The 24,281-nt window shown below is 70.6% G+C and carries 21 protein-coding genes and 1 pseudogene; 10 read left to right on the plus strand and 12 right to left on the minus strand.

Annotated features, from left to right (window positions below):
• Positions 1 to 33 precede the first annotated feature (33 nt).
• Both folB and tsaD read right to left on the minus strand, forming a co-directional pair.
• Positions 34 to 390: a dihydroneopterin aldolase gene (gene folB / locus H0E84_RS13025; RefSeq protein WP_180679076.1), complete on the minus strand. Its 357-nt coding sequence runs from the start codon at positions 388 to 390 to the stop codon at positions 34 to 36.
• Positions 391 to 449: 59 nt separating this feature from the next.
• Positions 450 to 1,517: a tRNA (adenosine(37)-N6)-threonylcarbamoyltransferase complex transferase subunit TsaD gene (gene tsaD / locus H0E84_RS13030; RefSeq protein WP_180679077.1), complete on the minus strand. Its 1,068-nt coding sequence runs from the start codon at positions 1,515 to 1,517 to the stop codon at positions 450 to 452.
• A gap of 136 nt (positions 1,518 to 1,653) precedes the next feature.
• Here tsaD and rpsU point away from each other — a divergent pair, with 136 nt between their 5' ends.
• From rpsU to H0E84_RS13060, 6 genes are all read left to right on the plus strand, one after another.
• Positions 1,654 to 1,869, plus strand: a complete 216-nt coding sequence (gene rpsU, locus H0E84_RS13035) for a 30S ribosomal protein S21 (RefSeq protein WP_111267721.1) — start codon at positions 1,654 to 1,656, stop codon at positions 1,867 to 1,869.
• 173 nt (positions 1,870 to 2,042) lie between these two features.
• Positions 2,043 to 2,492, plus strand: coding sequence for a GatB/YqeY domain-containing protein (locus H0E84_RS13040; protein WP_180679078.1), 450 nt, complete (start codon positions 2,043 to 2,045; stop codon positions 2,490 to 2,492).
• On the plus strand, positions 2,492 to 3,016 hold the full coding sequence (locus tag H0E84_RS13045; protein WP_180679079.1) for a GNAT family N-acetyltransferase: 525 nt from the start codon (positions 2,492 to 2,494) through the stop codon (positions 3,014 to 3,016). Before H0E84_RS13040 ends, H0E84_RS13045 begins: the two co-directional genes overlap by 1 nt.
• 222 nt (positions 3,017 to 3,238) lie before the next feature.
• Positions 3,239 to 4,165, plus strand: coding sequence for a YihY/virulence factor BrkB family protein (locus H0E84_RS13050; protein ID WP_180679080.1), 927 nt, complete (start codon positions 3,239 to 3,241; stop codon positions 4,163 to 4,165).
• A 341-nt stretch (positions 4,166 to 4,506) separates the two neighbouring features.
• A complete protein-coding gene (gene dnaG, locus H0E84_RS13055) occupies positions 4,507 to 6,249 on the plus strand; it encodes a DNA primase (protein ID WP_180679081.1) in 1,743 nt (580 codons plus the stop codon).
• A gap of 94 nt (positions 6,250 to 6,343) precedes the next feature.
• Positions 6,344 to 8,356, plus strand: a complete 2,013-nt coding sequence (locus H0E84_RS13060) for a S9 family peptidase (protein ID WP_219339735.1) — start codon at positions 6,344 to 6,346, stop codon at positions 8,354 to 8,356.
• Between the two features lie 220 nt (positions 8,357 to 8,576).
• Here H0E84_RS13060 and cyoE read toward each other — a convergent pair whose 3' ends face one another.
• The 4 genes from cyoE to H0E84_RS13080 form a co-directional block, all read right to left on the minus strand.
• A complete protein-coding gene (gene cyoE, locus H0E84_RS13065) occupies positions 8,577 to 9,536 on the minus strand; it encodes a heme o synthase (RefSeq protein ID WP_257644212.1) in 960 nt (319 codons plus the stop codon).
• A 121-nt stretch (positions 9,537 to 9,657) separates the two neighbouring features.
• Positions 9,658 to 10,833, minus strand: a complete 1,176-nt coding sequence (locus tag H0E84_RS13070; protein ID WP_180679083.1) for a COX15/CtaA family protein — start codon at positions 10,831 to 10,833, stop codon at positions 9,658 to 9,660.
• Positions 10,834 to 10,909: 76 nt separating this feature from the next.
• On the minus strand, positions 10,910 to 11,479 hold the full coding sequence (locus H0E84_RS13075) for a hypothetical protein (protein ID WP_180679084.1): 570 nt from the start codon (positions 11,477 to 11,479) through the stop codon (positions 10,910 to 10,912).
• Complete coding sequence (locus tag H0E84_RS13080; protein ID WP_180679085.1) at positions 11,476 to 12,225, minus strand: SURF1 family cytochrome oxidase biogenesis protein; 750 nt, start codon at positions 12,223 to 12,225, stop codon at positions 11,476 to 11,478. Before H0E84_RS13080 ends, H0E84_RS13075 begins: the two co-directional genes overlap by 4 nt.
• A 60-nt stretch (positions 12,226 to 12,285) precedes the next feature.
• On the opposite strand from H0E84_RS13080, the gene H0E84_RS13085 reads away from it, so the two are divergent.
• A complete protein-coding gene (locus H0E84_RS13085) occupies positions 12,286 to 12,504 on the plus strand; it encodes a twin transmembrane helix small protein (RefSeq protein WP_180679086.1) in 219 nt (72 codons plus the stop codon).
• A 125-nt stretch (positions 12,505 to 12,629) separates the two neighbouring features.
• Here H0E84_RS13085 and H0E84_RS13090 read toward each other — a convergent pair whose 3' ends face one another.
• The 4 genes and pseudogenes from H0E84_RS13090 to coxB form a co-directional block, all read right to left on the minus strand.
• Positions 12,630 to 13,517 (minus strand): cytochrome c oxidase subunit 3, encoded by an 888-nt coding sequence (locus H0E84_RS13090; protein ID WP_180679087.1) that lies wholly within the window; start codon positions 13,515 to 13,517, stop codon positions 12,630 to 12,632.
• 35 nt (positions 13,518 to 13,552) lie between these two features.
• Positions 13,553 to 14,128: a cytochrome c oxidase assembly protein gene (locus H0E84_RS13095; protein WP_180679088.1), complete on the minus strand. Its 576-nt coding sequence runs from the start codon at positions 14,126 to 14,128 to the stop codon at positions 13,553 to 13,555.
• Between the two features lie 192 nt (positions 14,129 to 14,320).
• Positions 14,321 to 15,940 (minus strand): annotated as a pseudogene (gene ctaD / locus H0E84_RS13100) (cytochrome c oxidase subunit I); the annotation flags it as partial.
• 34 nt (positions 15,941 to 15,974) lie between these two features.
• Complete coding sequence (gene coxB / locus H0E84_RS13105) at positions 15,975 to 16,943, minus strand: cytochrome c oxidase subunit II (RefSeq protein ID WP_180679090.1); 969 nt, start codon at positions 16,941 to 16,943, stop codon at positions 15,975 to 15,977.
• Between the two features lie 274 nt (positions 16,944 to 17,217).
• Between coxB and putA the strand changes: the two genes are divergently transcribed.
• Together putA and H0E84_RS13115 are read left to right on the plus strand one after the other, a co-directional pair.
• Positions 17,218 to 20,406 (plus strand): bifunctional proline dehydrogenase/L-glutamate gamma-semialdehyde dehydrogenase PutA, encoded by a 3,189-nt coding sequence (gene putA, locus H0E84_RS13110; RefSeq protein WP_180679116.1) that lies wholly within the window; start codon positions 17,218 to 17,220, stop codon positions 20,404 to 20,406.
• A 262-nt stretch (positions 20,407 to 20,668) separates the two neighbouring features.
• Positions 20,669 to 21,586, plus strand: coding sequence for an AEC family transporter (locus H0E84_RS13115; protein WP_180679091.1), 918 nt, complete (start codon positions 20,669 to 20,671; stop codon positions 21,584 to 21,586).
• 90 nt (positions 21,587 to 21,676) lie between these two features.
• Here H0E84_RS13115 and H0E84_RS13120 read toward each other — a convergent pair whose 3' ends face one another.
• Both H0E84_RS13120 and ada read right to left on the minus strand, forming a co-directional pair.
• The gene (locus H0E84_RS13120) at positions 21,677 to 22,369 is read right to left on the minus strand and encodes a 2OG-Fe(II) oxygenase (protein WP_257644213.1); all 693 of its coding nucleotides are present in this window, start codon (positions 22,367 to 22,369) and stop codon (positions 21,677 to 21,679) included.
• Positions 22,370 to 22,377: 8 nt separating this feature from the next.
• Positions 22,378 to 23,433 (minus strand): bifunctional DNA-binding transcriptional regulator/O6-methylguanine-DNA methyltransferase Ada, encoded by a 1,056-nt coding sequence (gene ada, locus H0E84_RS13125; protein ID WP_180679093.1) that lies wholly within the window; start codon positions 23,431 to 23,433, stop codon positions 22,378 to 22,380.
• 163 nt (positions 23,434 to 23,596) lie between these two features.
• Between ada and H0E84_RS13130 the strand changes: the two genes are divergently transcribed.
• The gene (locus H0E84_RS13130) at positions 23,597 to 24,238 is read left to right on the plus strand and encodes a glutathione S-transferase family protein (protein WP_180679094.1); all 642 of its coding nucleotides are present in this window, start codon (positions 23,597 to 23,599) and stop codon (positions 24,236 to 24,238) included.
• Positions 24,239 to 24,281 lie beyond the last annotated feature (43 nt).

The following is a 24,281-nucleotide window of genomic DNA, read 5'->3' on the forward strand; positions in this document are numbered from 1 at the left end:
GGACAGGTTAACAGGCGGCCGCGGGCGGTCGCGTCATGCGCCGCGCGTGCGCTCGATCACCACGCCCACCGCGCGCGCGCCGCGCACCGCGCCGGGTTTGCCGAGTTTCAGCCGCAGCCAGGCGACCCCGAATTCGGACAGCACGATCTCCGCGCAGCGCTCGGCCAGGGTCTCGACCAGGCCGAATTCCGACTGCGAGACGTATTCGATCAGCCGTTTGCTGACCGCCTTGTAGTCCAGGGTATCGTCGATGGCGTCGCTGGCCGCGGGCACGCGATTGTCGAACGCCATCTCCAGGTCGATCACCAGCGGCTGGCGGATGCGCCGCTCCCAGTCGTAGATGCCGATGGTGGTCTCGATCTCGAGACCTTCTATGAAGACTTTGTCCATGAGGGGCCGGGAGTCGGGAATGGAGAATCGGGAATGGTAAGAGCAATGGCGAAGCGCCGTTACGATTCCCGATTCCCGATTAACGATTCCCGGCTTGCCGCCGCCAGCGGCGGCAACCCCGCCATGTCCCAGCGCGGCAGCGCGCGGACCGCGGCGTCGTCGTGCTGGCCGGCGGCCAGGCGCAGGGCGCCGGCGAAGGCGATCATGGCGCCGTTGTCGGTGCACAGTTCCGGGCGCGGGAAGCAGACCCGGCCGCCGCGGGCCGCGGCCATGGCGTGCAGCCGTTCGCGCAGGCGGCGGTTGGCGCCGACCCCGCCGGCGACCACCAGCACCTCGCTGCCGGCCGCGTCCAGCGCGCGGCCGCACTTGATCGCCAGGGTCTCGACCACCGCGTCCTCGAAGCCGCGGGCGATGTCGGCGCGGGTCTGCGCGGCCTGGTCGCTGCCGCGCCAGGCCAGCAGCACCTGGGTTTTCAACCCGCTGAAACTGAAATCCAGGCCGGGTCGGTCGGTCATCGGCCGGGAGAAACGGAACGCGCCCGGGAGGCCTTCCGCGGCCAGCGCCGCCAGCTGCGGCCCGCCCGGATAGGGCAGGCCCATCAGCTTGGCGGTCTTGTCGAAGGCCTCGCCGGCGGCGTCGTCCAGGGTCTCGCCCAGCAGCCGGTAGACGCCGATGGCGTCCACCGCGACCAGCTGGGTGTGGCCACCGGAGACCAGCAGGGCGACGAACGGCGGTTCCGGGGGATCGTCCTCCATCAGCGGCGCCAGCAGGTGGCCCTCCATGTGGTGGACCCCCAGCGCCGGCACGTCCAGGGCCCAGGCCAGGGCCCGCGCCACCCCGGCCCCGACCAGCAGCGCACCGACCAGCCCCGGGCCGGCGGTGTAGGCCACCCCATCGAGATCCCGGACCCCGAGGCCGGCCTCGGCGAGGGTCCGGCGCACCAGCGGCAGCAGCTTGCGCACGTGGTCGCGGCTGGCCAGTTCCGGCACCACGCCGCCGTATTCGGCGTGCAGGGCGATCTGGCTGTAGACCGCCTGGGCGCGCAGGCCGGCGGCGCCCGGCAGCGCGGTGTCGTAGACGGCCACGCCGGTCTCGTCGCAGGAGGTTTCGATGCCGAGGACGCGCATGGGCTGCCAGATGAGGGCGGAAGGGGCCGGATACCACCCGGAAGGCCCTGCGATGGCTTGCGGGCGGCCTGCCGGTGCCGCTATCATACGCGGCTCGCCGTGCCCAGCCCGGCGAAGCTACCGTCCCGGAGAGTCCATGCCAAGCGTCAAAGTCCGCGAAAACGAGCCGTTCGAGTTTGCCCTCCGCCGCTTCAAGCGCACCTGCGAGAAGGCCGGGGTGCTGGCCGAGACGCGCAAGCGCGAGTACTACGAGAAGCCGACCCAGGAGCGCAAGCGCAAGGCCGCGGCCGCCGTCAAGCGCCAGGCCCGCCGCGCCTCGCGCGACGTCACCAAGCGCCAGCGCCTGTACTGAGTTCCGCCCCCGCGCCTTCGGCGCGGAGCGACCCGTACACCTGCGAGAAGCCGGCACGCGCGAGCGTCGCCGGCTTTTTGCGTTCCCGTGTCGATGCCGGCGCATCAACTGCCCCCGTAGAGCGGAGCAAGCTCCGCTCTACGGGAACAGACGACACACCGAGAGAAACCACCATGACCCTGAAGCAGACCCTCACCGACGACATGAAGGCCGCGATGAAGTCCGGCGACAAGGCCTCGCTCGGCGTGATCCGGCTGATCAATGCCGCGATCAAGCAGAAGGAGGTCGACGAGCGCGTCGAGCTCGACGATGCCGCGGTGATCGCGGCGATGGAAAAGATGGTCAAGCAGCGCCGCGATTCGGTCGCACAGTACGAGGCCGCCGCGCGCGAGGACCTGGCCGCGGTGGAGCGCGACGAGATCGCGGTGATCGAGCGCTACCTGCCGGCCAAGCTCGACGAGGCCGCAATCGCGCGGGCGGTCGACGCGGCGATCGCCGCCACCGGCGCCAGCGGCCCGGCCGACATGGGCAAGCTCATGGGCGTGCTCAAGCCGCAGCTCGCCGGCCAGGCCGACATGGGCCAGGTCTCGGCCCTGGTGAAAAAGAAGCTCGCAGGCGGCTGATGGCGGCGGGCGCTTCCGGGCCGGGGCATATCGCGCTGCGGCCGGCGCGGCGCGACGACGTGCCGCAGATTCTCGCCTTCATCCGCGAGCTCGGCGAATACGAGCGCCTGGCGCACGAGGTGGTCGCCAACGAGGCCACCCTGGCCGACAGCCTGTTCGGCGCGCGCCCCGGCGCGGAGGTGGTGATCGCCGAGGCCAATGGCCGCGCGGCGGGTTTCGCGCTGTTCTTCCACAGCTTCTCCACGTTCCTGGGGCGCCGGGGCCTGTACCTGGAAGATCTCTACGTGCGTGCGGAGTTCCGCGGCCAGGGCATCGGCCGCCGGCTGATGGCGCACCTGGCGGCGATCGCCGTGGAGCGCGGCTGCGGCCGCTTCGAGTGGTCGGTGCTGGACTGGAACGCCCCCGCGATCGGCTTCTACCGCGACATCGGCGCGATGGGGATGGACGGCTGGACCGTGCAGCGCCTCGACGGCGAGGCGCTGCGGCGGCTTGCCGCCAGCGATCCGGAAGGCGCCAACGTTTAGACCCGCCGCTGGCGACCCGTCGAGCCGCTCTCCGGCACGCTGCTGGGTGATCGGCCTCCCGCTCCCACCGACTCCCCGGCGGCCGCCGGCGGATGCGCGCCCGGCCGGGCCGTGGCTGCATGCGGTTGACCAGCCGTGGCCGGCCGGGCGCGTGGGTCTCACACGCCACCCACGCGGCTCTGGCATGCTGCCGGCTCGACGCACCCGCGACCTCCGAAAGAGATGCCGCTGCCCGCCAACGACCTCAGAACGCGCCTGCTGCGCACCGTCCAGGACAGCCTTCCGGCGGCGGTCGTGCGACGCTTCATCGAGATCGACCTGCTCACCCACGCCGCGTCGCTGTCGTTCTTCACCCTGATCTCGCTGGCACCGCTGCTGGTGCTGCTGCTGTGGCTGACCTCGCTGCTCTATCCCTCGGCGCAGCAGGCGCTGCTCGACCAGGTCGGCGAGCTCGCCGGCACCAGCGCCGAGAAGGTGGTCGGCACGGTCATCGACAACGCCAAGCTGCGGCCCGACCTGGGCTCGCTGGCCGGCCTCTGGAGCACGCTGCTACTGCTGCTCGGGGCGACCGTGGTGTTCGCGCGGCTGCAGCAGACCCTGAACCTGATCTTCCATACCGATGCCAAGCGCCTGGCCCTGCTGGCCTGGCTGCGCAAGCGGGTGTTCTCCTTCGGTGTGGTGCTGGCGCTGGGCTTCCTGCTGCTGGTCTCGACGCTGCTGTCCACGGTGCTGGAACTGGTGTTTTCGGGGGTGCCGTCGCTGCTGCCGGCGATCGGCAACGCCAGCGCGTTCGCGCTGTACGGGGTCGCCTTCGGCCTGCTCTACCACTACCTGCCCGACCGCCGGGTGCGCTGGCACCAGGCGCTGCTCGGCGGCGTGATCACCGCCGCGCTGTTCGTGCTCGGCCGCTGGGGGATCGGGTTGTACATCCGCGAGGCCGCCCCCGGCAGCGCCTACGGCTCGATGGGCACGCTGGTGGTGCTGCTGGTGTGGATGTACTACGCGGCGATGGTGTTCTTCGTCGGTGCGCTGATCACCGCGGTGATCGACGAGCGCTCGCGCGAGCGCCGGGACCCGCCGCCGGAGGAAGCGTCGCTGCCGCCCGACCTGGCGGTCGACGCGGAGCCGCCGCAGCGCAGGACGCCCTGACCGGCCAGGCGGCGGCGGGGGCCGGACGAACCCCCGCCCCGCGCACGATGCGATCCCGCCAACGCACGGCGATCGCTGCAGGAGCGGCCCAACGCCGCGAAGGCCGCGGGCGGCTCCAGCGGGATGGATGACGATCGCAGGCACCCGCCCGCGTCGCCGGCATGCGTCGGCCGCCCGGGTTGCGTGGCATCCTAGCGCGGCCATGGTCCGCACCCCAGACGCCCTCATCGACGATCGCGCCTCCGCAAGTCGGGGACGCCGCGCGGCTGGGCGCGCCGCCGCGCGCGGTCCTACTGCGGGTTCCTGCGGCATCCGTATGCGGTCGCAGCGGAGAGATTGAGATGGCGCGCATTCCGGACGCCTTCATCGACGACCTCCTCGCCCGCACCGACATCGTCGAGGTGGTCGGCGCGCGCGTGCCGTTGAAGCGCCAGGGCAAGGAGTACGCCGCCTGCTGCCCGTTCCACGACGAGCGCTCGCCCTCCTTCACGGTCTCGCCGGTCAAGCAGTTCTACCACTGCTTCGGCTGCGGCGCGCACGGCAGCGCGATCAGCTTCCTGATGAATTACGACCGCATGGAGTTTCTCGATGCGGTCGAGGAGCTGGCGCGGCGCGCCAACATGGAGATCCCACGCGAGACCGTGCAGCGCAACCAGGACGGCGAGACCCGGGAGCTGTACGCCGCGCTCGACGCCGCCGACCGCTTCTTCCGCCGCCAGCTGGCCGGCAGCGACAAGGCGCGCGCCTACCTGGACCGCCGCGGCGTCGACGAGGCGATCCGCACGCAGTTCGGCATCGGTTACGCCCCGGACGGATTCTCGGCGCTGAAGGACGCGCTGGGCAGCGACCAGCGCCGCCTCGGGCTGCTCGAGCGCGCCGGCCTGCTGTCGAAGAACGACCGCGGGCATAGCTACGACAAGTTCCGCGACCGGGTGATGTTCCCGATCGCCGACCGCCGCGGCCGCACCATTGCCTTCGGCGGCCGGGTGATGGACAAGCAGGACGGTCCCAAGTACCTCAACTCGCCCGAAACCGCGCTGTTCCACAAGGGCCGCGAACTGTACGGCCTGTGGCAGGTACGCCAGGCCAACCAGAAGATCGCGCGGCTGATCGTGGTGGAGGGCTACATGGACGTGGTGGCGCTGTTCCAGCACGGCATCGCCCAGGCGGTGGCGACGCTCGGCACCGCGACCACGCCCGACCATGCCGAGCTGCTGTTCCGCAACGCTCCCGATGTGTTCTTCTGCTTCGACGGCGACGCCGCCGGCCGCCGCGCCGCGGTGCGGGCGATGGAGTCGGTGCTGCCGCGCATGCGCGACGGCCGGCAGGCGTTCTTCCTGTTCCTGCCGGAAGGCGAGGATCCTGATTCGCTGGTGCGCGCGGAAGGCGCGGAAGGCTTCGACGCGCGGCTGCGCGAGGCGGTGCCGCTGTCGCGGTTCCTGTTCGACAGCCTCGGAGCCGACGTCAACCTCGGCACCCTCGACGGCAAGGCGCGGCTGGCCGAACGCGCCCAGCCGATGCTCGCGCAGATCCCCGACGGCGCCTTCGCCGACCTGATGCGCCAGCGCCTGACCGAGCTGACCGGCGTCGGCGCGCGCGCCAGCGCCCCGCAAACCCACGTCCCCACCCATCGCGTGCGGCGCGGCCACGCCGTTCCGGCGCCGAAACGCAGCCTGGTGCGGACCGCCATCACCCTGCTGCTGCAGCGGCCGGCGCTGGCGCTCGAACTCCCCGGCGAGCAGCGCTTTCCCGTCCTGCGCCAACCGGGGATCGCCCTGCTCGCCGAGCTGGTGGAGGTCGTCCGTGCGCGTCCCGGCATCGCCACCGGCGCCCTGCTCGAGCACTTCGAGGGCCGCGACGAGGCCGAGGCGCTGCAGAAGCTCGCCGCGGTCTCGCTGCCGGGCGACGAGGCGAGCTGGCGCGAGGAGTTCCTGGGCGCGATGTCGCAGCTCGACCGCCAGACCCTGCAGCAGCGCGTCGACGAGCTGCAGGCGCAGCTCGGCGCGGGCGGCTTCGCCGCGCTCGGCGATGCCGAGAAGACCGAACTGCGCGAGCTGCAGCACGCTCTGAGCGCGCGCCGCTGACCTCGCGAGGGCGGCGAACCCGCCGGCACCGGCCGGGCGGCGGCGGCCCCGACCCGTCGGTTAAGCTGGAGCCTCCAGACGCCGGAGGCCGACGATGCGCAGCACCCGTTCCCTGCCCGCCGCGGCAATGCTCCCCGCCCTGCTCCTGCTTGCCGGCGTCCCGGCCGCGGCACAGGAAGGCGCGCAGGTCGAACGCCGGCACGTGGGCAACCGCGTCACCGAGAGTGTCCCGGAGATCCCGGCCGATCTGCTCGCACGACTCAACCGCTACCAGAACACCCGCGGCGCCAGCGTCGCCGGCTGGACCGCCGACGGCTGCCTGCTGATCGGCACCCGCTTCGCCGAGACCACCCAGGCGCACCGGGTCTGCGAGCCGATGGGCATGCGCGAACAGCTGACCTTCGAACCCGAGCGGATCGGCCTGGGCGACATCGCCCCGGCGGGATCCGGCCTGGACGGCTTCGTCTACAGCCGCGACCTGGGCGGCGACGAGTTCTGGCAGCTGTTCTGGTACGACCTGGGCAGCCGCGAGGCCACCCTGCTCACCGACGGCGCACGCAGCCGCAACCAGGGCGCGCTGTTCTCGCGCGACGGCGGCCGCCTGGCCTACAGCAGCACCGCGCGCAACGGCACCGACACCGACGTCTGGCTGATGGACCTCGCCACGCGCCAGGCGCGGCCGGTGGTGACCGAGGGCGGCAACTGGAACGCCGAGGACTTCTCGCCCGATGGCTCGCGGATGCTGGTGACCCGCTACGTGTCGATCAACGAGTCCTACCCGGGCGAGGTGGACCTGGCCAGCGGCGCGCTGCGGATGCTGCCGGTCGACGGCGAGAAGGCCGGCTTCGGCGGCTTCCGCTACGCGCCCGACGGCAAGGGCGTGTTCTACGTCTCCGACGAGCCGGTCGACGGCGCGGCGCAGGAGTTCCGCACCCTGCGCTACCACGTACCCGGCAGCGCGCCGCGGATCGTCAGCGGCCACATCCCCTGGGACGTGCGCGGCTTCGAGATCTCCGACGACGGCCGCCACCTCGCCTACGCCACCAACGAGGACGGCATCGCGAAGCTGCATCTGCTGCGGCTGCCCGGGCTCGAGCCGGTGGCGCTGCCGGACCTGCCGGTGGGCGTGTTCGGCGGCGCCAGCTTCTCCCCGGACGGCGGCAAGCTCGCGCTCTCGCTCAACACCGCCACCTCCCCCAGCGACGTCTACGTGGTCGATATCCAGGCTCGCTCGCTCGAGCGCTGGACCCGCAGCGAGGTCGGTGGCCTGCCCGTCGACGGCTTCGTCGAGCCGGCCCTGGTGCGCTATCCGACCTTCGACGAGGTCGACGGCGCGGCGCGCACGATCCCGGCGTTCTACTACCGGCCCAAGGCGCCGGCGCCGGCCGGCGGCTACCCAGTGGTGGTGAGCATCCACGGCGGGCCCGAGGGCCAGGCGCTGCCCGTCTTCAACCCCAGCTTCCAGTTCCTCGCCAACGAGCTCGGCATCGCCGTGCTGGTGCCGAACGTGCGCGGCTCCTCGGGCTACGGCAAGAGCTATCTGCTGCTCGACAACGCGATGCTGCGCGAGGATTCGGTGAAGGACATCGGCGCGCTGCTGGCCTGGATCGGGGAGCAGCCCGAACTGGACAGCGAGCGCATCGGCGTGTCCGGCGGCAGCTACGGCGGCTACATGGTCCTGGCTTCGCTGATGCACTACAGCGACCGCATCCGCGCCGGCATCGACATCGTCGGCATCTCGCATTTCGGCACGTTCCTGCAGAACACCGAGGACTACCGCCGCGACCTGCGCCGCGCCGAGTACGGCGACGAGCGCGACCCGGAGATCGCCGCGTTCTTCGACCGCGTCTCGCCGCTCACCAACGCCGAGCGCATCACCACCCCGCTGTTCGTCGCCCAGGGCCGCAACGACCCGCGAGTGCCCTACACCGAGGCCGAGCAGATCGTCGAGGCGGTGCGCGGCAACGGCCAGCCGGTCTGGTTCCTGATGTTCGACGACGAGGGCCACGGCTTCGCGAAGAAGTCCAACAGCGATTACTTCGGCGCAGCGGCCATGCTGTTCTGGCAGCGTTTCCTGCTCGACGGCGAGGCCTCCACCGGGGATTGAAAGGCACGCGCAGTCGCGGCTCCCGGCTGCGCGGCCACGGCACCGCGCCCCTCGATCGCGGTAGGAGCGCGCCATGCGCGCGAAAGCCGACGCGCCTGGCCGTACCCGCAATCGCCGCCCGCCCGCCCGGAGCCTCCCGCGGCCTTCGCGGCCTTCGCGGCCATGGGCCGCTCCTACCGGCGGCGGCTCGACCGTGACGAGCCGGCTGCCGCAGCGCGGTTCATCCCACCCGCTGGAACTCCATCAGCGGCGGCGGCTGCAACCACGGCAGCAGCCAGTGGTCGACCAGCAGGAACGCGAACAGCGCCATCAGGTAGACCACCGAGTAGTTGAACACCCGCATCGCGAAGAACTCGTCCGGCGGATCCAGCAGCTTCCACGCGTACCACAGGAACACCGCGCCCAGCACCACGGCGCTGCCGAGGTAGAACAGCCCGCTCATGCCGGTGACCCACGGCAGCAACGTGACCAGTACCAGCAACACCGTGTAGAACAGGATCTGCCAACGCGTGTAGACCACGCCGTGGGTGACCGGCAGCATCGGGATCAGGGCGCGGGCGTAGTCGTCGCGGCGGAAGATCGCCAGCGCCCAGAAGTGCGGCGGCGTCCACACGAAGATGATCAGCACCAGCAGCAGCGCGTGCGGATCGAGGGTGCCGGTGATCGCCGCCCAGCCCAGCGCCGGCGGCGCCGCGCCGGCGATGCCGCCGATGACGATGTTCTGCGGAGTGGCGCGCTTGAGATAGCCGGTGTAGACGATCGCGTAGCCGATCAGCGAGGCGAAGGTCAGCCCGGCGGTCAGCGGATTGACCAAGGCGATCAGGATCGCCATGGATGCGGCGCCGAGGAACACCGCGAACGCCAGCACCTGCGCCGGCCGCAGCGCGCCGGTGGCCAGCGGCCGGTGCGCGGTGCGCGCCATCAGCTTGTCGATGCGCTGGTCGATCAGGTGGTTGATCGCCGCCGCCGACGCCGCGGCCAGCCAGATGCCGAGCAGGCCGAACGCCGCCTGCCGCAGCGGCGGCAGGCCCGGCACCGCCAGGAACATGCCGACCAGCGCGGTGAACACGATCAGCGCCACCACCCGCGGCTTGGTCAGGCTCCAGTATTCATGGGCGATCGACGCCATGGCTAAACCCGCCTCCCGTGCCGCGCTACTGCCGGCGACACGCGCGGACAATGAAGCCTGCCCAGCGCCCCACCGATGTCGAGCGGAGCTTGCTCCGCTGCCTTCGGCTCCGGAGTCCGGCTCAGCGGAGCAAGCTCCGCTCTACGGGAGAGGGGGACCCGGCGCAACGATTTCACCTCGGCTCCTCCAGCCGCGCCAGCAGCGAGACCAGCACGAACAGCAGCAGCGCCGCACCGGCGTTGTGCAGCACCGCCACCGAGAGCGGCAGCGACAGCTTGACGTTGAGGATGCCGAGGGCCACCTGGGCCAGCGCCAGCGCGCCGAGCATGCCGCCCCAGCCGCGCAGGCCCGGCGTGCGCAGCAGCCGCGCGGCGATCCACAGCAGCGCGCCGAGCACCGCCACCGCCATCAGCCGGTGCGCCATCTGGATGGCGATGCGCGCCTCGCCGCCGAGCACGCCGCCCTCGTAATCCGGGCCGAGCCCGCGCCAGAGCACGAAGCCCTCGCGGAAGTCGGCCGGCGGCCACCAGCGCCCGACGCATTGCGGGAAGTCGAACCAGTGACCCTCGGCGGTGGTCCAGCCGCCGCCGCCGCAGGCCAGTGCGGCGTAATTGGCGCTGACCCAGCCGCCGAGCGCGATCTGCAGCGCGAGCAGCGCCAGGCCGGCCGCCAGCCAGCGCCGCAGGGCCGCCGCGCCGGCGAACCGGATCGGAACGTCGGTGGCGCGCCAGGCCATCCAGGCCAGCAGCGAGAAGGTCAGCAGGCCGCCGAGCAGGTGGCCCATCACGATCACCGGCTTGAGCAGCAGCGTCACCGTCCACTTGCCCAGCAGCGCCTGGAACACGATCACCGCCAGGGTGAGCGCCGCGGCGCGGGCGAGATCGACATTCGACCAGCGGAACGCGGCGAACAGCAGGACCGCCTCGCCGAGCCCGGCCAGGGCCAGGGCGGCGCCGACGTGGCCGCCCATGTAGGCCGGGATCGCCGCCGCCACCAGCAGCGATGCGCCGAGGATCTGCGCCACGCCGAAGCGCCGGCGGCGCGCGGCCAGCAGCGCCAGCACCAGCACCAGCACGCCCAACACGGCGGCGATGTGGCGGTGGACCTGTTCGCGCCAGGCCTTGTGGGTCTCGAACGGTCGGATGCTGCTGGCGGCGTGCGCGTCGGCCTCGGCGGGCGCCTGCGGCCAGGCCGCACGCCCGTAGCAGGTCGGCCAGTCGGGACAGCTCAGGCCGGCATCGGACAAGCGGACGAACGCACCGAACACCACCACGCACAGGGTCAACGCCACGGCGAACCAGGCGATGCGGTGGAAGTGGCGATACACGGTGGGGGACAGGCTGGTCATCGTCGGGTCGGGGCTGGATTCCGGTTCGGGGCCGCGCATGCCGGTACCGGCCGGCCGCGGCCGCTGGGGGCCTGTGCTATCGCAGCTTGAGCAGCCGCGACATGTCCTGCCGCAGGTGGCCCGGATCGAAGCCGGGAGCGTAGCGCAGAATCACGAAGCCATTCGGATCGATCACGTAGACCGGGACGCCGGCGGGATCGTCGACCCGCGGCAGGCCGGCGCGCAGCGCGGGATCGGGCAGCACCTCGCGCAGCGCGGCGTCGCGGGTCGCGCCGTCGGGGAACTCGCCGATCCAGAGGATGTGCACGCGGTCGGCCTGGCGGCCGAACAGCTGCCAGACGGTGTCCAGTTGCGCGGCCAGCTCCACGCAGGGCTCGGCGCAGCCGGGCGGTGGCGCCAGGGCGATCCGCCACTGCCGTTGGCCCGGGTTCCAGCCGTACTCGCCGCCGTCGCGCAGCCGCGGCGCAAGCTCGCGCAGGTCGCCCGGCGGTTGCAGCAGTTCGCCGTGGTTGCGCAGGCCCTCCGGGCGCCAGCCCGAGAACCGCAGGGCGCCGGCCACCAGCGCGCTGCCCAGGAAGACGACCACGATGAGGATCAGCAGGCTGCGGTTGCGGTTGCGCAGGCTGCGGGAAACGGGAGCGTTCATGGACCTGTCCGCTGGTTGCGTTGCAGCCGCGGCGCGCCGCGGCGAATGGTGAGGACGAGCGCCGTGACCAGCACCGCGAGCGCGAGGCCGTACCACTGCACGGCATAGCCGAGGTGGCGCTCGGGCGGCAGCGTGTTGGGCAGCATCTCCAGGTCGCGTGCGTAGCCACCGGGAAGCTCCGGATCGAGCCGCAGCACCCGCGGCGCCAGCGCCGGCAGCCCGAGCGCAGGCGCCAGGGCTTCGGGCTCGAGCGCGGTCGCCAGCAGCGCGCCTTCGGCCTGCGGCTGCAGTGCCGCGCGGGCCAGGCCGGCCGACGGCGGCGGTGCCAGCAGGCCGGCGACGCGTGCATCGGCCGGCGGCGGCGCGAGCGGCGGCAGGCTGCGGTCGGCGGACCACGGCAGCCAGCCGAGGTCGACCAGCAGCGGCAGGCCGTCGCGCTGCGGCGCGAACGCGCGATACACGCGTACGCCCGGGCGGCCGCCGCGCTGCTGGTTGTCCAGCAGGACCGCCGGCAGGTCCAGGTAGCTGCCCGGTCCCGCCGCCCAGTCCAGCACGCGCCCGGCGTCCCGGTCGGACGCGGCGGCGAGCGGCAACGGATCGCGCTGCTGCAGCGCCTGGCCGGCATCGTCGAGCAGGCGCTGCTTCTCGCCCTGGCGCCCGAGCTGCCAGGTGCCGAGGGCGGCGAATAGCGCGATCGCCAGCAGCGCCAGCGCCCACCCCGCCAGCAGGGTGCGGCGGCGGCTCACGCCGGGTTGCCCGGGGGCTGCGATAATCCCCGCCTGCCCAGCCGCGCGCCGGAGACCGCCATGAGCGATTCGCTCAAGACCCTGCTGATCGTCGCCTTCCTGATACTCATCCTCTGGAACCTCGGCGCGGGCCTGTACTACATGATGGTCGACAAGGGCGAGACCAAGCGCACCGTGAATGCGCTGACCAAGCGTATCGGCCTGTCGGTGGCCCTGATCCTGCTGGTGATGCTGGCGATCTGGATGGGCTGGATCACGCCGCACGGCGTCGGCGGCTGAAGCGCCGGGAATCGGGAATGGAGAATCGAGAATCGTAAAAGCGAAAAGCGACGACCGCGCCGTCGCCACGCAGGCATGGGGGTCGCTCTAGCGATTCCCCATTCCCGATTCCCTATTCCCGGCTCTCAAAGCACGTACACGAACAGGAACAGCCCCAGCCACACCACGTCGACGAAGTGCCAGTACCAGGCCACCGCCTCGAAGGCGAAGTGGTTTTCCTTGGTGAAATGGCCCTTGAGGCAGCGGAACCAGATCACCAGCAGCATGATCGTGCCCAGGGTGACGTGCGCGCCGTGGAAGCCGGTGAGCATGAAGAAGGTCGAGCCGTAGATGCCCGAGCCCAGCGTCAGGTTGAGATCGCGGTAGGCGTGGATGTACTCCTCCGCCTGGAAAAACAGGAACACCGCGCCGAGCAGCACGGTCAGGCCGAGGAACACCAGCAGCCGGGTGCGATGGCCGGCCTTGAGCGCGTGATGGGCGATGGTGACGGTGACGCCCGAGGTCAACAGGATCAGGGTGTTGAGCAGCGGCAGGCCCCAGGCCGGAATGGTCTGGAAGGCGCCGCCGATCTCGCCCGGGCCGCTGGTCGGCCAGGCCGCGCTGAAGCCCTCCCACAGGAAGGTATTGGTGGCCACGCCGGCCACGCCCTCGCCGCCCAGCCACGGCAGCGCGAGGATGCGGGCATAGAACAAGGCGCCGAAGAACGCCGCGAAGAACATCACCTCGGAAAAGATGAACCACACCATCCCCATGCGGAACGAGGTGTCGACCTGCTTGTTGTAGTGGCCCGAGACCGACTCGAGGATCACGTCGGCGAACCACTTGAACAGGATCGCGGCCAGGCCGGCCAGCCCCACGTAGAACACCATCTGGCCCCAGCCGGCGTCGTTGAACCAGCTCGCCAGCCCGAACATGGCCACGAACAGGAACACCGAGGCGAACACCGGCCAGCGGCTGCCGTGCGGCACGAAATAGACGTTCGCGTCGTGGGGTTGGGCGTGTGCTTGTGCCATGGTCGTGTTCCGGTGGGTGATGCGGGTTGGATGGGTCAGCGCGCCGCCAGTGCGGGCGCGGCGTCGGCGCGGGACTGCGCCAGTCGCTCGGTGGCGACATCGTTCTTGAAGAAGGTGTAGGACAGCGTGACCGTGCCGACCTCCGGCGGGAGCGCCGGGTCGATGATGAAGCGCACCGGCATGTCGCGAGTCTCGCCGGCCTCCAGGGTCTGCGCGGTGAAGCAGAAGCACTCGGTCTTCTGGAAGTATCCGGAGGCGCGCGCCGGCGCCACCGAGGGCGTGGCGCTGCCGACGATCGCGCGGTCGCCGTCGTTGTGGGCGTAGTAGGTGGTCTCGTGGACCTCGCCCACCCGCACCTGCATGCGGGCCTGGTTGGGGCGGAACGACCAGGGCAGCTTCGAGTTGACGCTGGCGTCGAACTCCACCGTCACCATGCGTCCCGGCACCGCCTGGGCGGCACCGGCGGGCCCGGCCGCCGAGGCGGTGCCGTCGAGGCGGATGCCGAACACCTTCTCGCAGGCGATCCGGTAGATCGGCACCAGCGAGAAGGTGAAGGCGAACGCGGCCACCGCGATCGCCACCAGCTTGATCACGTCGCGCTGCGCCTTCATCGGCTCACGACTCCGGACAGGATGAACGCGACGTAGATCGCCACGGCGATCGCCGCGACCACCAGCGCGGTCCGGCGCGCGCGACGGCGGCCGGCCGCAACCCGATCGTCCGCTGGCGGCTGTCGGTCACGCTTCCCGGTCATTGCTGCGGCCCGCGGTGTCGAGGTGCGCGCTGGTGTCGTCGTAGTCCAGGTGTTCGAAATCGCCGTGCGCCAGGTCGCCGTCGCGGATCACCGGCGGCACGCTGAAGGTGTGGTGCGGGGCCGGCGAGGGCACCGTCCATTCCAGACCGCGCGCGGCCTCCCAGGGCCGCGCCGGCGCGGGCGCGCCGCGCTTGAGCGAATGGAACAGGATGGCGAACATCATGAACGGCGTGAGGAACATGCCGAACGCGCCGATCGAGCTGATCAGGTTCCAGTCGGCGAACACCACGTTGTAGTCGGGGATGCGGCGCGGCATGCCGGCCAGGCCGAGGAAGTGCTGCGGGAAGAACAGCAAGTTCACGAACACCACCGACCACCAGAAGTGGACCTGCGCCCAGGTCTCGTTGTACATCCGGCCCGACCATTTCGGCCACCAGTAGTACACCGCGGCGATGATGCCGAACAGCGCGCCGGTGACCAGCACGTAGTGGAAGTGCGCGACCACGAAATAGGTGTCGTGGTACTGGAAGTCGGCCGGCACGATCGCCAGCATCAGCCCGGAGAAGCCGCCGATGGTGAACAGGATCACGAAGGCGATCGACCACAGCATCGGCGCCTCGAAGGTCAGCGAGCCGCGCCACATGGTGCTGACCCAGTTGAACACCTTCACCCCGGTGGGGATGGCGATGAGCATGGTGGCGAACATGAAGTAGATCTCGCCGCCCAGCGGCATGCCCACCGTGAACATGTGGTGGGCCCAGACGATGAACGACAGGAACGCGATCGCGGCGATGGCGTACACCATCGCCTGGTAGCCGAACAGCGGCTTGCGGCTGAAGGTCGGCAGGATTTCCGAGACGATCCCGAACGCCGGCAGGATCATGATGTAGACCTCGGGATGACCGAAGAACCAGAAGATGTGCTGGTACATCACCGGGTCGCCGCCGCCGGCGGCGAAGAAGAAGCTGGTGCCGAAGAACTTGTCGGTCAGCAGCATGGTCACCGCGCCGGCCAGCACCGGCATCACCGCGATCAGCAGGAATGCGGTGATCAGCCAGGCCCAGCAGAAGATCGGCATCTTCAGCAGGTCGATGCCGGGCGCGCGCATGTTGAGGATGGTGGCGATCACGTTGATCGCGCCCATGATCGAGCTGATGCCCATCATGTGGATGGCGAAGATGGTGAACGCCACGCTGTTGCCGCCCTGCAGGCTCAGCGGCGGGTACAGCGTCCAGCCGCTGGCCGGGCCGCCGCCTGGCAGGAACAGCGTCATCAGCAGCATGGTGAACGCGAACGGCAGGATCCAGAACGACCAGTTGTTCATGCGCGGCAGCGCCATGTCCGGCGCGCCGATCTGCAGCGGGACCATCCAGTTGGCCAGGCCGACGAAGGCCGGCATCACCCCGCCGAAGATCATCACCAGCGCATGCATGGTGGTCATCTGGTTGAAGAAGTCCGGGTTGACGTGCTGCAGGCCCGGCACCGCCAGCTCGGTGCGGATGATCACGCTCATTCCCGCACCGATGACGAACATCAGGAACGAGAACAGCAGGTACAGCGTGCCGATGTCCTTGTGGTTGGTCGAGAACAGCCAGCGCTCGACGAAGCCCTGCTTGTGGCCGTGCTCGTCGGTCTGGTGGTGGTCGGCGGTTGCGGTATGCGTGGACATGGCGTCTGCCTGGAATACTTTCGGTATGGGTCGATCAGGCCGCGGGGGTCGCGGCGGCGGGGGCGGTGCCGGTCTGCAGCGCGGGCTCCTCGCCCTCGGCCGCGTCCTCGATCATGTCGGGGTCGACGCCGCGCGGGGCGGTGCCGCTGCCTTCTTCGTCGATCACCGAGGGATCCTGCGGCGCCGAATCGGCCTTGCGCGCGGCCAGCCAGGTATCGAACTCGTCGCGCGGGACCGCGCGGACCACGATCGGCATGAAGGCATGGTCCTTGCCGCACAGCTCGGCGCACTGGCCGCGATAGACGCCGGGCTCGCGGATCTCGGTCCAGGCCTCGTTGACCAGGCCGGGGATCGCGTCCTGCTTCCAGCCCAGCGCCGGCACCCACCAGGAATGGATCACGTCGTCGGCGGTCACCACGAAGCGCACCTTGGTGTCGACCGGCAGCACCAGTTCGTTGTCGACGTCGAGCAGGTAGGCCGGGTGCGCGTCGAGCTCGGCGCGGGTGGTGGCGCGGTTCTGGCGCAGGCGGTCGCTCTCGCGGTCCATGCGGCTGGTGAAGGAGACGTCCTCGCCGATGTACTCGTAGGCCCACATCCACTGGTAGCCGGTGACCTTGACGGTCATCTCGGAGTCGCGCACGTCGTACATCGCGATCAGCTTGGCGGTGGCCGGCACCGCCATGACCACCAGGATGATGATCGGCACGATGGTCCAGATCACCTCGGCGGTGGTGTTGTGGCTGAACTGCGCCGCGACCGCGCCCTTGGACTTGCGGAACTTCACCATCGCCACGGCCATCGCGCCGAACACGATGACGCCGATGACCACGCAGACCCAGAGCACGAACATGTGCGCCTCGTAGGCGTTCTGGGAGGTGGCGGTGACGCCGCGCCCCATGTTCAGCTGCCAGCGCTGCGGATCGGCGGACTGCGCGAGCGCACCCGTGGACAGCGCCATCGCGGCGAGACCCAGGGCCCATTGCTTGAAACGACCGGCTTGCATCACTTTGGAACCCCGAATGCCTCGTTGGCGTCTGCTGGTGGCTGGCGGAAGCGCGACCGACCCCTCGCCCCGGGGAGTCCAGGGGCTGGATGGCGCGGTGGCGGGCTGCGGTTAACCCGCAAATGGTAGCTGCGGCAGGCATTTGCGGGCAAGTCGTGGCGCCGCGCCGTCCGCGGCTGAACGGCGTCACGGCCGCCCCGCGCTCCCCTGTCGCGGCGAACCGGCAGGCCCTAGAATCGCGGGCTTCGCCCGACCCCGGTGCCCCGTGCCCACCATCCTCTCCCCGGAACTGCCCGACCCGCCGCCGCCGGCGCGGGCCGCGATCACCGCCAGCTGGGCGCTGGACGAGACCGCGCACCTGCGCGCCCTGCTCGCCCAGGCGCGGCTGCCGGCCGAGGACGGCGCCGCGGTCCAGGCCGCGGCCGCCGACCTGGTGCGGCGGGTGCGCGCACGGGCCCAGGACCAGGGCGCGATCGAGGCCTTCATGCAGCAGTACGACCTCGGCAGCGAGGAGGGCGTGCTGCTGATGTGCGTGGCCGAGGCGCTGCTGCGCATCCCCGACCCGGACACCACCGACAGGTTGATCCGCGACAAGCTCGGCGAGGCCGACTGGAAGCGGCACATGGGCCGGTCCGAGTCGGTGCTGGTCAACGCCTCCACCTGGGGACTGATGCTCACCGGGCAGCTGGTGGACCTGGCCGACGACACCAAGCGCGACGTGCACAACGCCTTCCAGCGCGTGCTCGGGCGCGTCGGCGAGCCGGTGATCCGCCTGGCGGTGCGCCAGGCGATGCGGATCATGGGCCACCAGTTCGTGATGGGCCGCACCATCGACGAGGCGTTGGCGCGCGGCCGCAAGGGCCGCAACGCCGCCTACCGCTACTCGTTCGACATGCTCGGCGAGGCCGCGCTGACCGAGAAGGACGCGCAGCGCTACCTGCGCGCCTACCACGGCGCCATCGAGGCCATCGGCCGCGGCGGTCCGGGCGGCAGCTATGCCGGGGGCGACCCGTTCGCCGCGCCGTCGATCTCGGTGAAACTGTCGGCGCTGCACCCGCGCTACGAGCACGCCAAACGTCGGCGCGTACTGGCCGAGCTCGCTCCGCGGGTGCTGGCGCTGGCGCAGCGCGCCCGCGCCCAGGGCATCGGCTTCACCGTCGACGCCGAGGAATCCGAGCGCCTGGAGCTGTCCCTGGACGTGATCGCCGCCGCCTACGCCGACCCGTCGCTGGACGGCTGGGAGGGCTACGGCCTGGCGGTGCAGGCCTACCAGAAGCGCGCCCCGGCGGTGATCGACTTCGTCGTCGACCTGGCGCGCCGCCACGGTCGCCGCATCCCGCTGCGCCTGGTCAAGGGCGCGTACTGGGACAGCGAGATCAAGCGCGCCCAGGTCGAAGGCCACGACGGCTATCCGGTGTTCACCCGCAAGCCGAACACCGACGTGTCGTACCTGGCCTGCGCGCGGCGCATGCTCGAGGCCGCCGACGCGGTGTACCCGATGTTCGCCACCCACAACGCGCATACCATCTGCGCGGTGCAGCGAATGGCGTCCCTGTACCTGCCGGGCGCGCTGCGGCCGGAGACGGCGCCGTACGAGTTCCAGAAGCTGCACGGCATGGGCGACGACCTCTATGCCGAGGTGATCCCGCCCGAGCGCATGGGCGTGCCGTGCCGGGTCTACGCCCCGGTCGGCAGCCACGAGGACCTGCTGCCCTACCTGGTCCGCCGGCTGCTCGAGAACGGCGCCAACTCGAGCTTCGTCAACCGCATCAGCGACGAGGACGTGCCGATCGAGGCGCTGATCCAGGACCCGGTGGCGACCGTCGCCGCATTCGAGTGCCTTCCCCACCCCCGCATCCCGCTGCCGGTCGAGCTGTTCCGCAGCCAGGGCCACGACAGGAGCAATTCCATGGGCCTCAACCTCGCCGATGACGACCGCCTGCGCCAGCTGGCCGAACAGGTGAATGCAGCGGTGGCCGACTGGCGCGCGGCGCCGCTGGTGCCGGGCGCGCAGCCGTCGGGGCCGGAGATCGAGGTCACCAACCCCGCCGACCGCCGCCAGCGCGTGGGCCGCTGGCAGGCGGCCGATGCGGCCACGGTGGAGCGCGCCCTGGCCAACGCGGTGGCGGCGCAGCCCGGCTGGGACGCGACTCCGGCGGCCTCGCGCGCGGCGCTGCTGGAGCATGCCGCGGAGCTGCTGGAAGCGCGCATGGCGCAGTTCATCGCCCTGTGCACGAAGGAGGCCGGCAAGACCATCCCGGACGGCGTGGCCGAGGTGCGCGAGGCGGTCGATTTCCTGCGCTACTACGCCGGCCAGGCGCGCAAGCTGTTCGTGCCCGAGCCGCTGCCCGGCCCCACCGGCGAAACCAATACCCTGCAGCACGCCGGTCGCGGCGTGTTCGTCTGCATCAGCCCTTGGAACTTCCCGCTGGCGATCTTCACCGGCCAGGTGGCTGCGGCGCTGGCGGCCGGCAACAGCGTGATCGCCAAGCCCGCAGAGCAGACCAGCCTGGTCGGCTACTACGCGGTGCAGCTGCTGCACGAGGCCGGCATCCCGCGCGAGGTGCTGCAGTTCCTGCCCGGCGACGGCGCCACCGTGGGCGCCGCGCTCACCAAGGATCCGCGCGTGGCCGGCATCGCCTTCACCGGCTCCACCTTCACCGCGCGCGCGATCAACCGGGCGATGGCCGCGCGCGACGCCGCGATCGGCGTGCTGATCGCCGAGACCGGCGGCCAGAACGCGCTGATCGCCGATTCCTCGGCGCTGCCCGAGCAGCTGGTCAAGGACGTGCTGGGCTCGGCGTTCACCTCGGCCGGCCAGCGCTGCTCCGCCGCGCGCATCCTGTTCGTGCAGGACGACGTGGCCGACCGGGTCATCGAGATGCTGGCCGGCGCCATGGCGGAACTGCAGGTCGGCGACCCGGCCCTGCTGTCGACCGACGTCGGCCCGGTGATCGACACCGACGCGGTGAAGATGCTGGACGAGCATGCCGCACGCATGGCCACCGAGGCGCGGCTGATCGCCGAGGCCCCGGGCGGCGCGCACCTGGCCCACGGCACCTTCTTCCTGCCGCGGGCCTGGGAGCTGAAGTCGATCGACCAGCTCGAGGACGAGAAATTCGGTCCCGCCCTGCACGTGATCCGCTGGAAGGCCAACGAACTGGACAAGGTGATCGCGGCGATCAACTCCACCGGCTACGGCCTGACCCTGGGCATCCACTCGCGCATCGACGCAACCGTCGAGCGCATCGCCTCGCAGGCGCGGGTGGGCAACGTCTACGCCAACCGCAACCAGATCGGCGCGGTGGTCGGGGTGCAGCCGTTCGGCGGCCAGGGCCTGTCCGGCACCGGCCCCAAGGCCGGCGGTCCGCACTACCTGCCGCGCTTCGCCACCGAGAAGGCGGTGACCATCAACACCACCGCCGCCGGCGGCAACGCCTCGCTGCTGACGCTGGAGGACTGATCTCCCGAACCTCCCGGGCAAAGTCTCCCGTAGAGCGGAGCTTGCTCCGCTGCTCCCGGCTCCGGAGCCCGCGCATAGCGGAGCAAGCTCCGCTCTACGGAAAAGCGCGTTCCGTGGCGCCAGCCGCGGCCGAAGGCGCCCCCCCGGCGGCGGGGCGACCGGGCCCCTGTATCCAGCACACGCATCGCTCGCCTCCCGGGCGCGGAGAGACCACGCCGATGCGGCCCACCAAGATGAAGCCCGGTCTGGCAACCTCCTCCGCATGGCCTTCGACGCCTTCGCCCTGATCCTCGCCATGCTCGCCCTGGGCATGCTGTTCGCACGCGTGCGGGTGCTGCCGGACGCCGCCTCCGAGTCGCTCAACCTGGTGGTGCTGTACGTCTGCCTGCCGGCGGCGGTACTGCTGTACGTGCCGCGGCTGCGGTTCGAGCCCTCCCTGCTCGGCCTGGCCGCCACGCCCTGGCTGCTGGCCGCCGCCACCGTCGCGCTGGTGCTGCCGCTGGCGCGCCTGCTGCGCTTCCGTCGCGACGAACTCGGCGTAGTGCTGCTGTGCGTCGCGCTGGCCAACAGCAGCTTCATCGGCTACCCGATGATCCGCGCCCTGCTGGGCGACGACGCGCTCCCTTTCGCCGTGGTCTACGACCAGTTCGGCACCTTCGTGCTGCTGTCGACGTTCGGCCTGTACGTGATCGCCCGCTACAGCGGCGATGCACCGCCTTCGGCGCGCGAGATCGGCCTGCGCATCGTGCGTTTTCCGCCGCTGTGGGCGCTGGCGTTCGGCCTGACCCTGATGCCGGCGCAGCCGCCGGACTGGATCGCCCAGGGCCTGCAGCGGCTGGCCGACGCGATGCTGCCGCTGGTGATGCTGGCCGTCGGCCTGGCGATCCGCCTGCGGATCCCGCGCGGCGAACTGAAGCCACTCGCCACCGGACTGGCGCTGAAACTGCTGGTGATGCCGGCGCTGGCGCTGGCGCTCTCACTGCTGTTCGGCATGCAGGGGAAGATGCTGCAGGCCAACGTGCTCGAGTCGGCGATGCCGACCATGATCACCGCCGCGGCGCTGGCGATCTCCCACAACCTCGCCCCGCGCCTGGCCGCCGCCCTGGTCGCCTACGGCATCCTGCTGTCGCTGGCGACGCTGCCGCTGTGGGCGGCATTGCTCGAAGCCCTTGCGGGCTGAACTGCCCGCTGGACGGATTTCAGGGCCCGGTTGCGCAGGAGCGTCGCCGGCATGTTCCTGCAGAAGGATCGATTTCCTCCGCCGCCTTTCTCAGGCTGCGTCGTGCAGGATGATGCCCAATGTATGACGGGCTCCGCTCATGACGGCGCTCACACCGTGCCGCATCTTCACCCGGTAGTCGCCGCGCGCGCCGGGCACCGGCCGTTCGTTCACCGCGAACGCCACCGCATCGCCTTGCCGCAGGGGCACTACCGTCGCACGCGACTGCATGCGCGGGCGCTGCTCGGTCAGTACGAACTCGCCTCCCGTGAAATCGCGCCCCGGCTCCGATAGCAGTATCGTCACCTGGATCGGGAACACGTGCTCGCCGTAGAGGTCCTGATGGAGACGGTTGTAGTCTCCGGGGCCGTACTTCAGCAGCAGCGGCGTCGGCCGCGATTGCCCTGCCGCATGGCACTGCGAGAGGAACTCCGCATGCGCCTGCGGAAATCGAACCTCCGAACCGAGCCGCTGGTTCCAGCTGTTCGCGAGCGGCCGCAGAGACGCGTACAGTCCGGTCCGCAGCGTCTCGATGGGGTCCGGCAGCGGGTAGGAAAAGTAGCGATACTCGCCGCGGCCGAACCCATGCCGATGCATCACCACCCGCGAGCGAAAGCCCTCCTCGCAGCCGTATCGCGCGGCCGTGGCCCGACAGGCCCCCACGTCGAGCAGCCCCGGCAGCCGCGCCCATCCATCGGATTCCAGGCTCGCCTCGACGCCGCTCCAGTCGTGCCCGCCGAGCAAACCGCTGCTCATGCGGCACCCTCGCGTTCGAGCAAGGCGCGCTTGCGATCGACGCCCCAACGATACCCCGAGGGGGTCCCGTCCCGACGAACGACGCGGTGGCAGGGGATCGCCACCGCCAGCGGATTCGCTGCGCAGGCCTGGGCAACCGCGCGCACCGCCTTTGGTCGGCCGATCGCAGCGGCAATCTCCGCATAGCTCGCGGTTTTCCCCGCTCCGATCTTGCGCAACGCCTCCCACACCCGCTGCTGGAACGCCGTCCCCTGGATATCCAAGGGCAGGTCGAACCTGGACCGAGGCGATTCCACGAGCGCGATCGCGGCTGCCGCAGTCTGCTCGAAATCCGCGTCCGCCCCGACGAGGTCGGCCTGTGGAAAGCGTTTCTGGAGATCGTCCACCAGCGCCTGGGGGTCGTCGCCCAGAAAAATCGCACAGACGCCGACGTCCGTTGCAGCCACGATGATCGAGCCGAGCGAGCAATCGCCGACGGCGAACCGGATGCGCGTTCCCGGGCCGCCTGCCCTGAAGCGCCCAGGCGACATGCCCAGCGCCGCGGGTGCGGCTTCGTAGAAGCGGCCACTGGAACTGAAACCCGCGTCGTAGACTGCAGAAGTCACGCTGGGGGCGGTGGGCAGCGCCTGGCGCATGCGCTGCGAGCGCTGCGCCACCGCATACGCCCGCGGCGTCACGCCGGTGACGGACTTGAAGACCCGATGGAAATGGTAGGGGCTCATGCCGACCGCCTCGGCAAGTTGCGACAGCGGCAGAGGCGAGTCGTTCTGCTCGATCAACCGACACGCAGCGACCACCGCCTCCGCATTCCTCTCGCTTCGCGACCGGCCATTCGGCATGCACCGCAGGCAGGGCCGGAACCCCGCGCGCTCGGCCGCCGCGCAGCTCGCGTGGAACGCGATGTTCTCCGGCCGCGCGGCCCGCGCCGAGCACGAAGGGCGGCAGTAGACGCCGGTCGTGCGCACCGAATACACGAACTTGCCGTCTGCGTTGGGATCGCGCCGCTTCAGGGCGGCCCAGCAGGCGGACGGGTCAAGATGCCCGGATTTCATGCCACGACTCCCGATCGACCTGGACCCACCTTAGCGCCCACATGCCAGGCTCGCTCCCCGATCCTTGCTCGGCAATCCTGCGCCGGGATTGCATCGCAAGATTCGGATATGCGCAGGCCCCGGCATGACCGGAAGATGGCCGTTTCCACATGCGAGGATCGCCATGCTGACCCTATACGACTATCTTCCCTCGCAGAACGGCTACAAGGTGCGCCTGCTGCTGTCGCAGCTGCAGACGCCGCACCAGACTCGACTGGTCAGCATCTTCGAGGGCGCGGGGCAGGCGGCGGAGTACCGCGCGATCAACCCCACCGGTGCAGTGCCCGCGATCCGGCTGGACGATGGATCGGTACTTTCCGAGTCGAACGCGATCCTCGCCTACCTGGCCGAGGGAACGGAGTACCTCCCCGAAGGCAGGTTCCTGCGCGCCAAGGTGGCGCAGTGGATGTCCTTCGAGATCGATTACGTTCAAAGCACGATCGGTTCACTCAGGTACTGGGCCCTGACCGGAAAGCTCGAGCGGCGCCCCGAGGAACTCGTTGCGATGAAGCACGCCGGCGCCCGTCGTGCGTTGGGCGTGCTCGACGCGCACCTGGCTGCCACGCCATTTCTGGTGGATGGAGCGTACTCGGTCGCGGATATCGCGGTGTTCGCTTACGCACACCGCGCGGAGGAAGCAGGGATCGAGCTATCGCGCTACCCGGCGTTCATTTCGTGGGTGAAACGCATCCAGTCGCAGCCGCGGTTCCTCAGCCAGGTATTTCCCTATTCCATCGATCCTTACTCGTCCGGAGAGCTGGCCTGACTGGGGTGGACGCAGCGGTCGTCGGGTCTCGGCATCATACGTA

Origin of the sequence: Luteimonas salinisoli (genome assembly GCF_013425525.1) — a bacterium.
Classification (GTDB): domain Bacteria; phylum Pseudomonadota; class Gammaproteobacteria; order Xanthomonadales; family Xanthomonadaceae; genus Luteimonas; species Luteimonas salinisoli.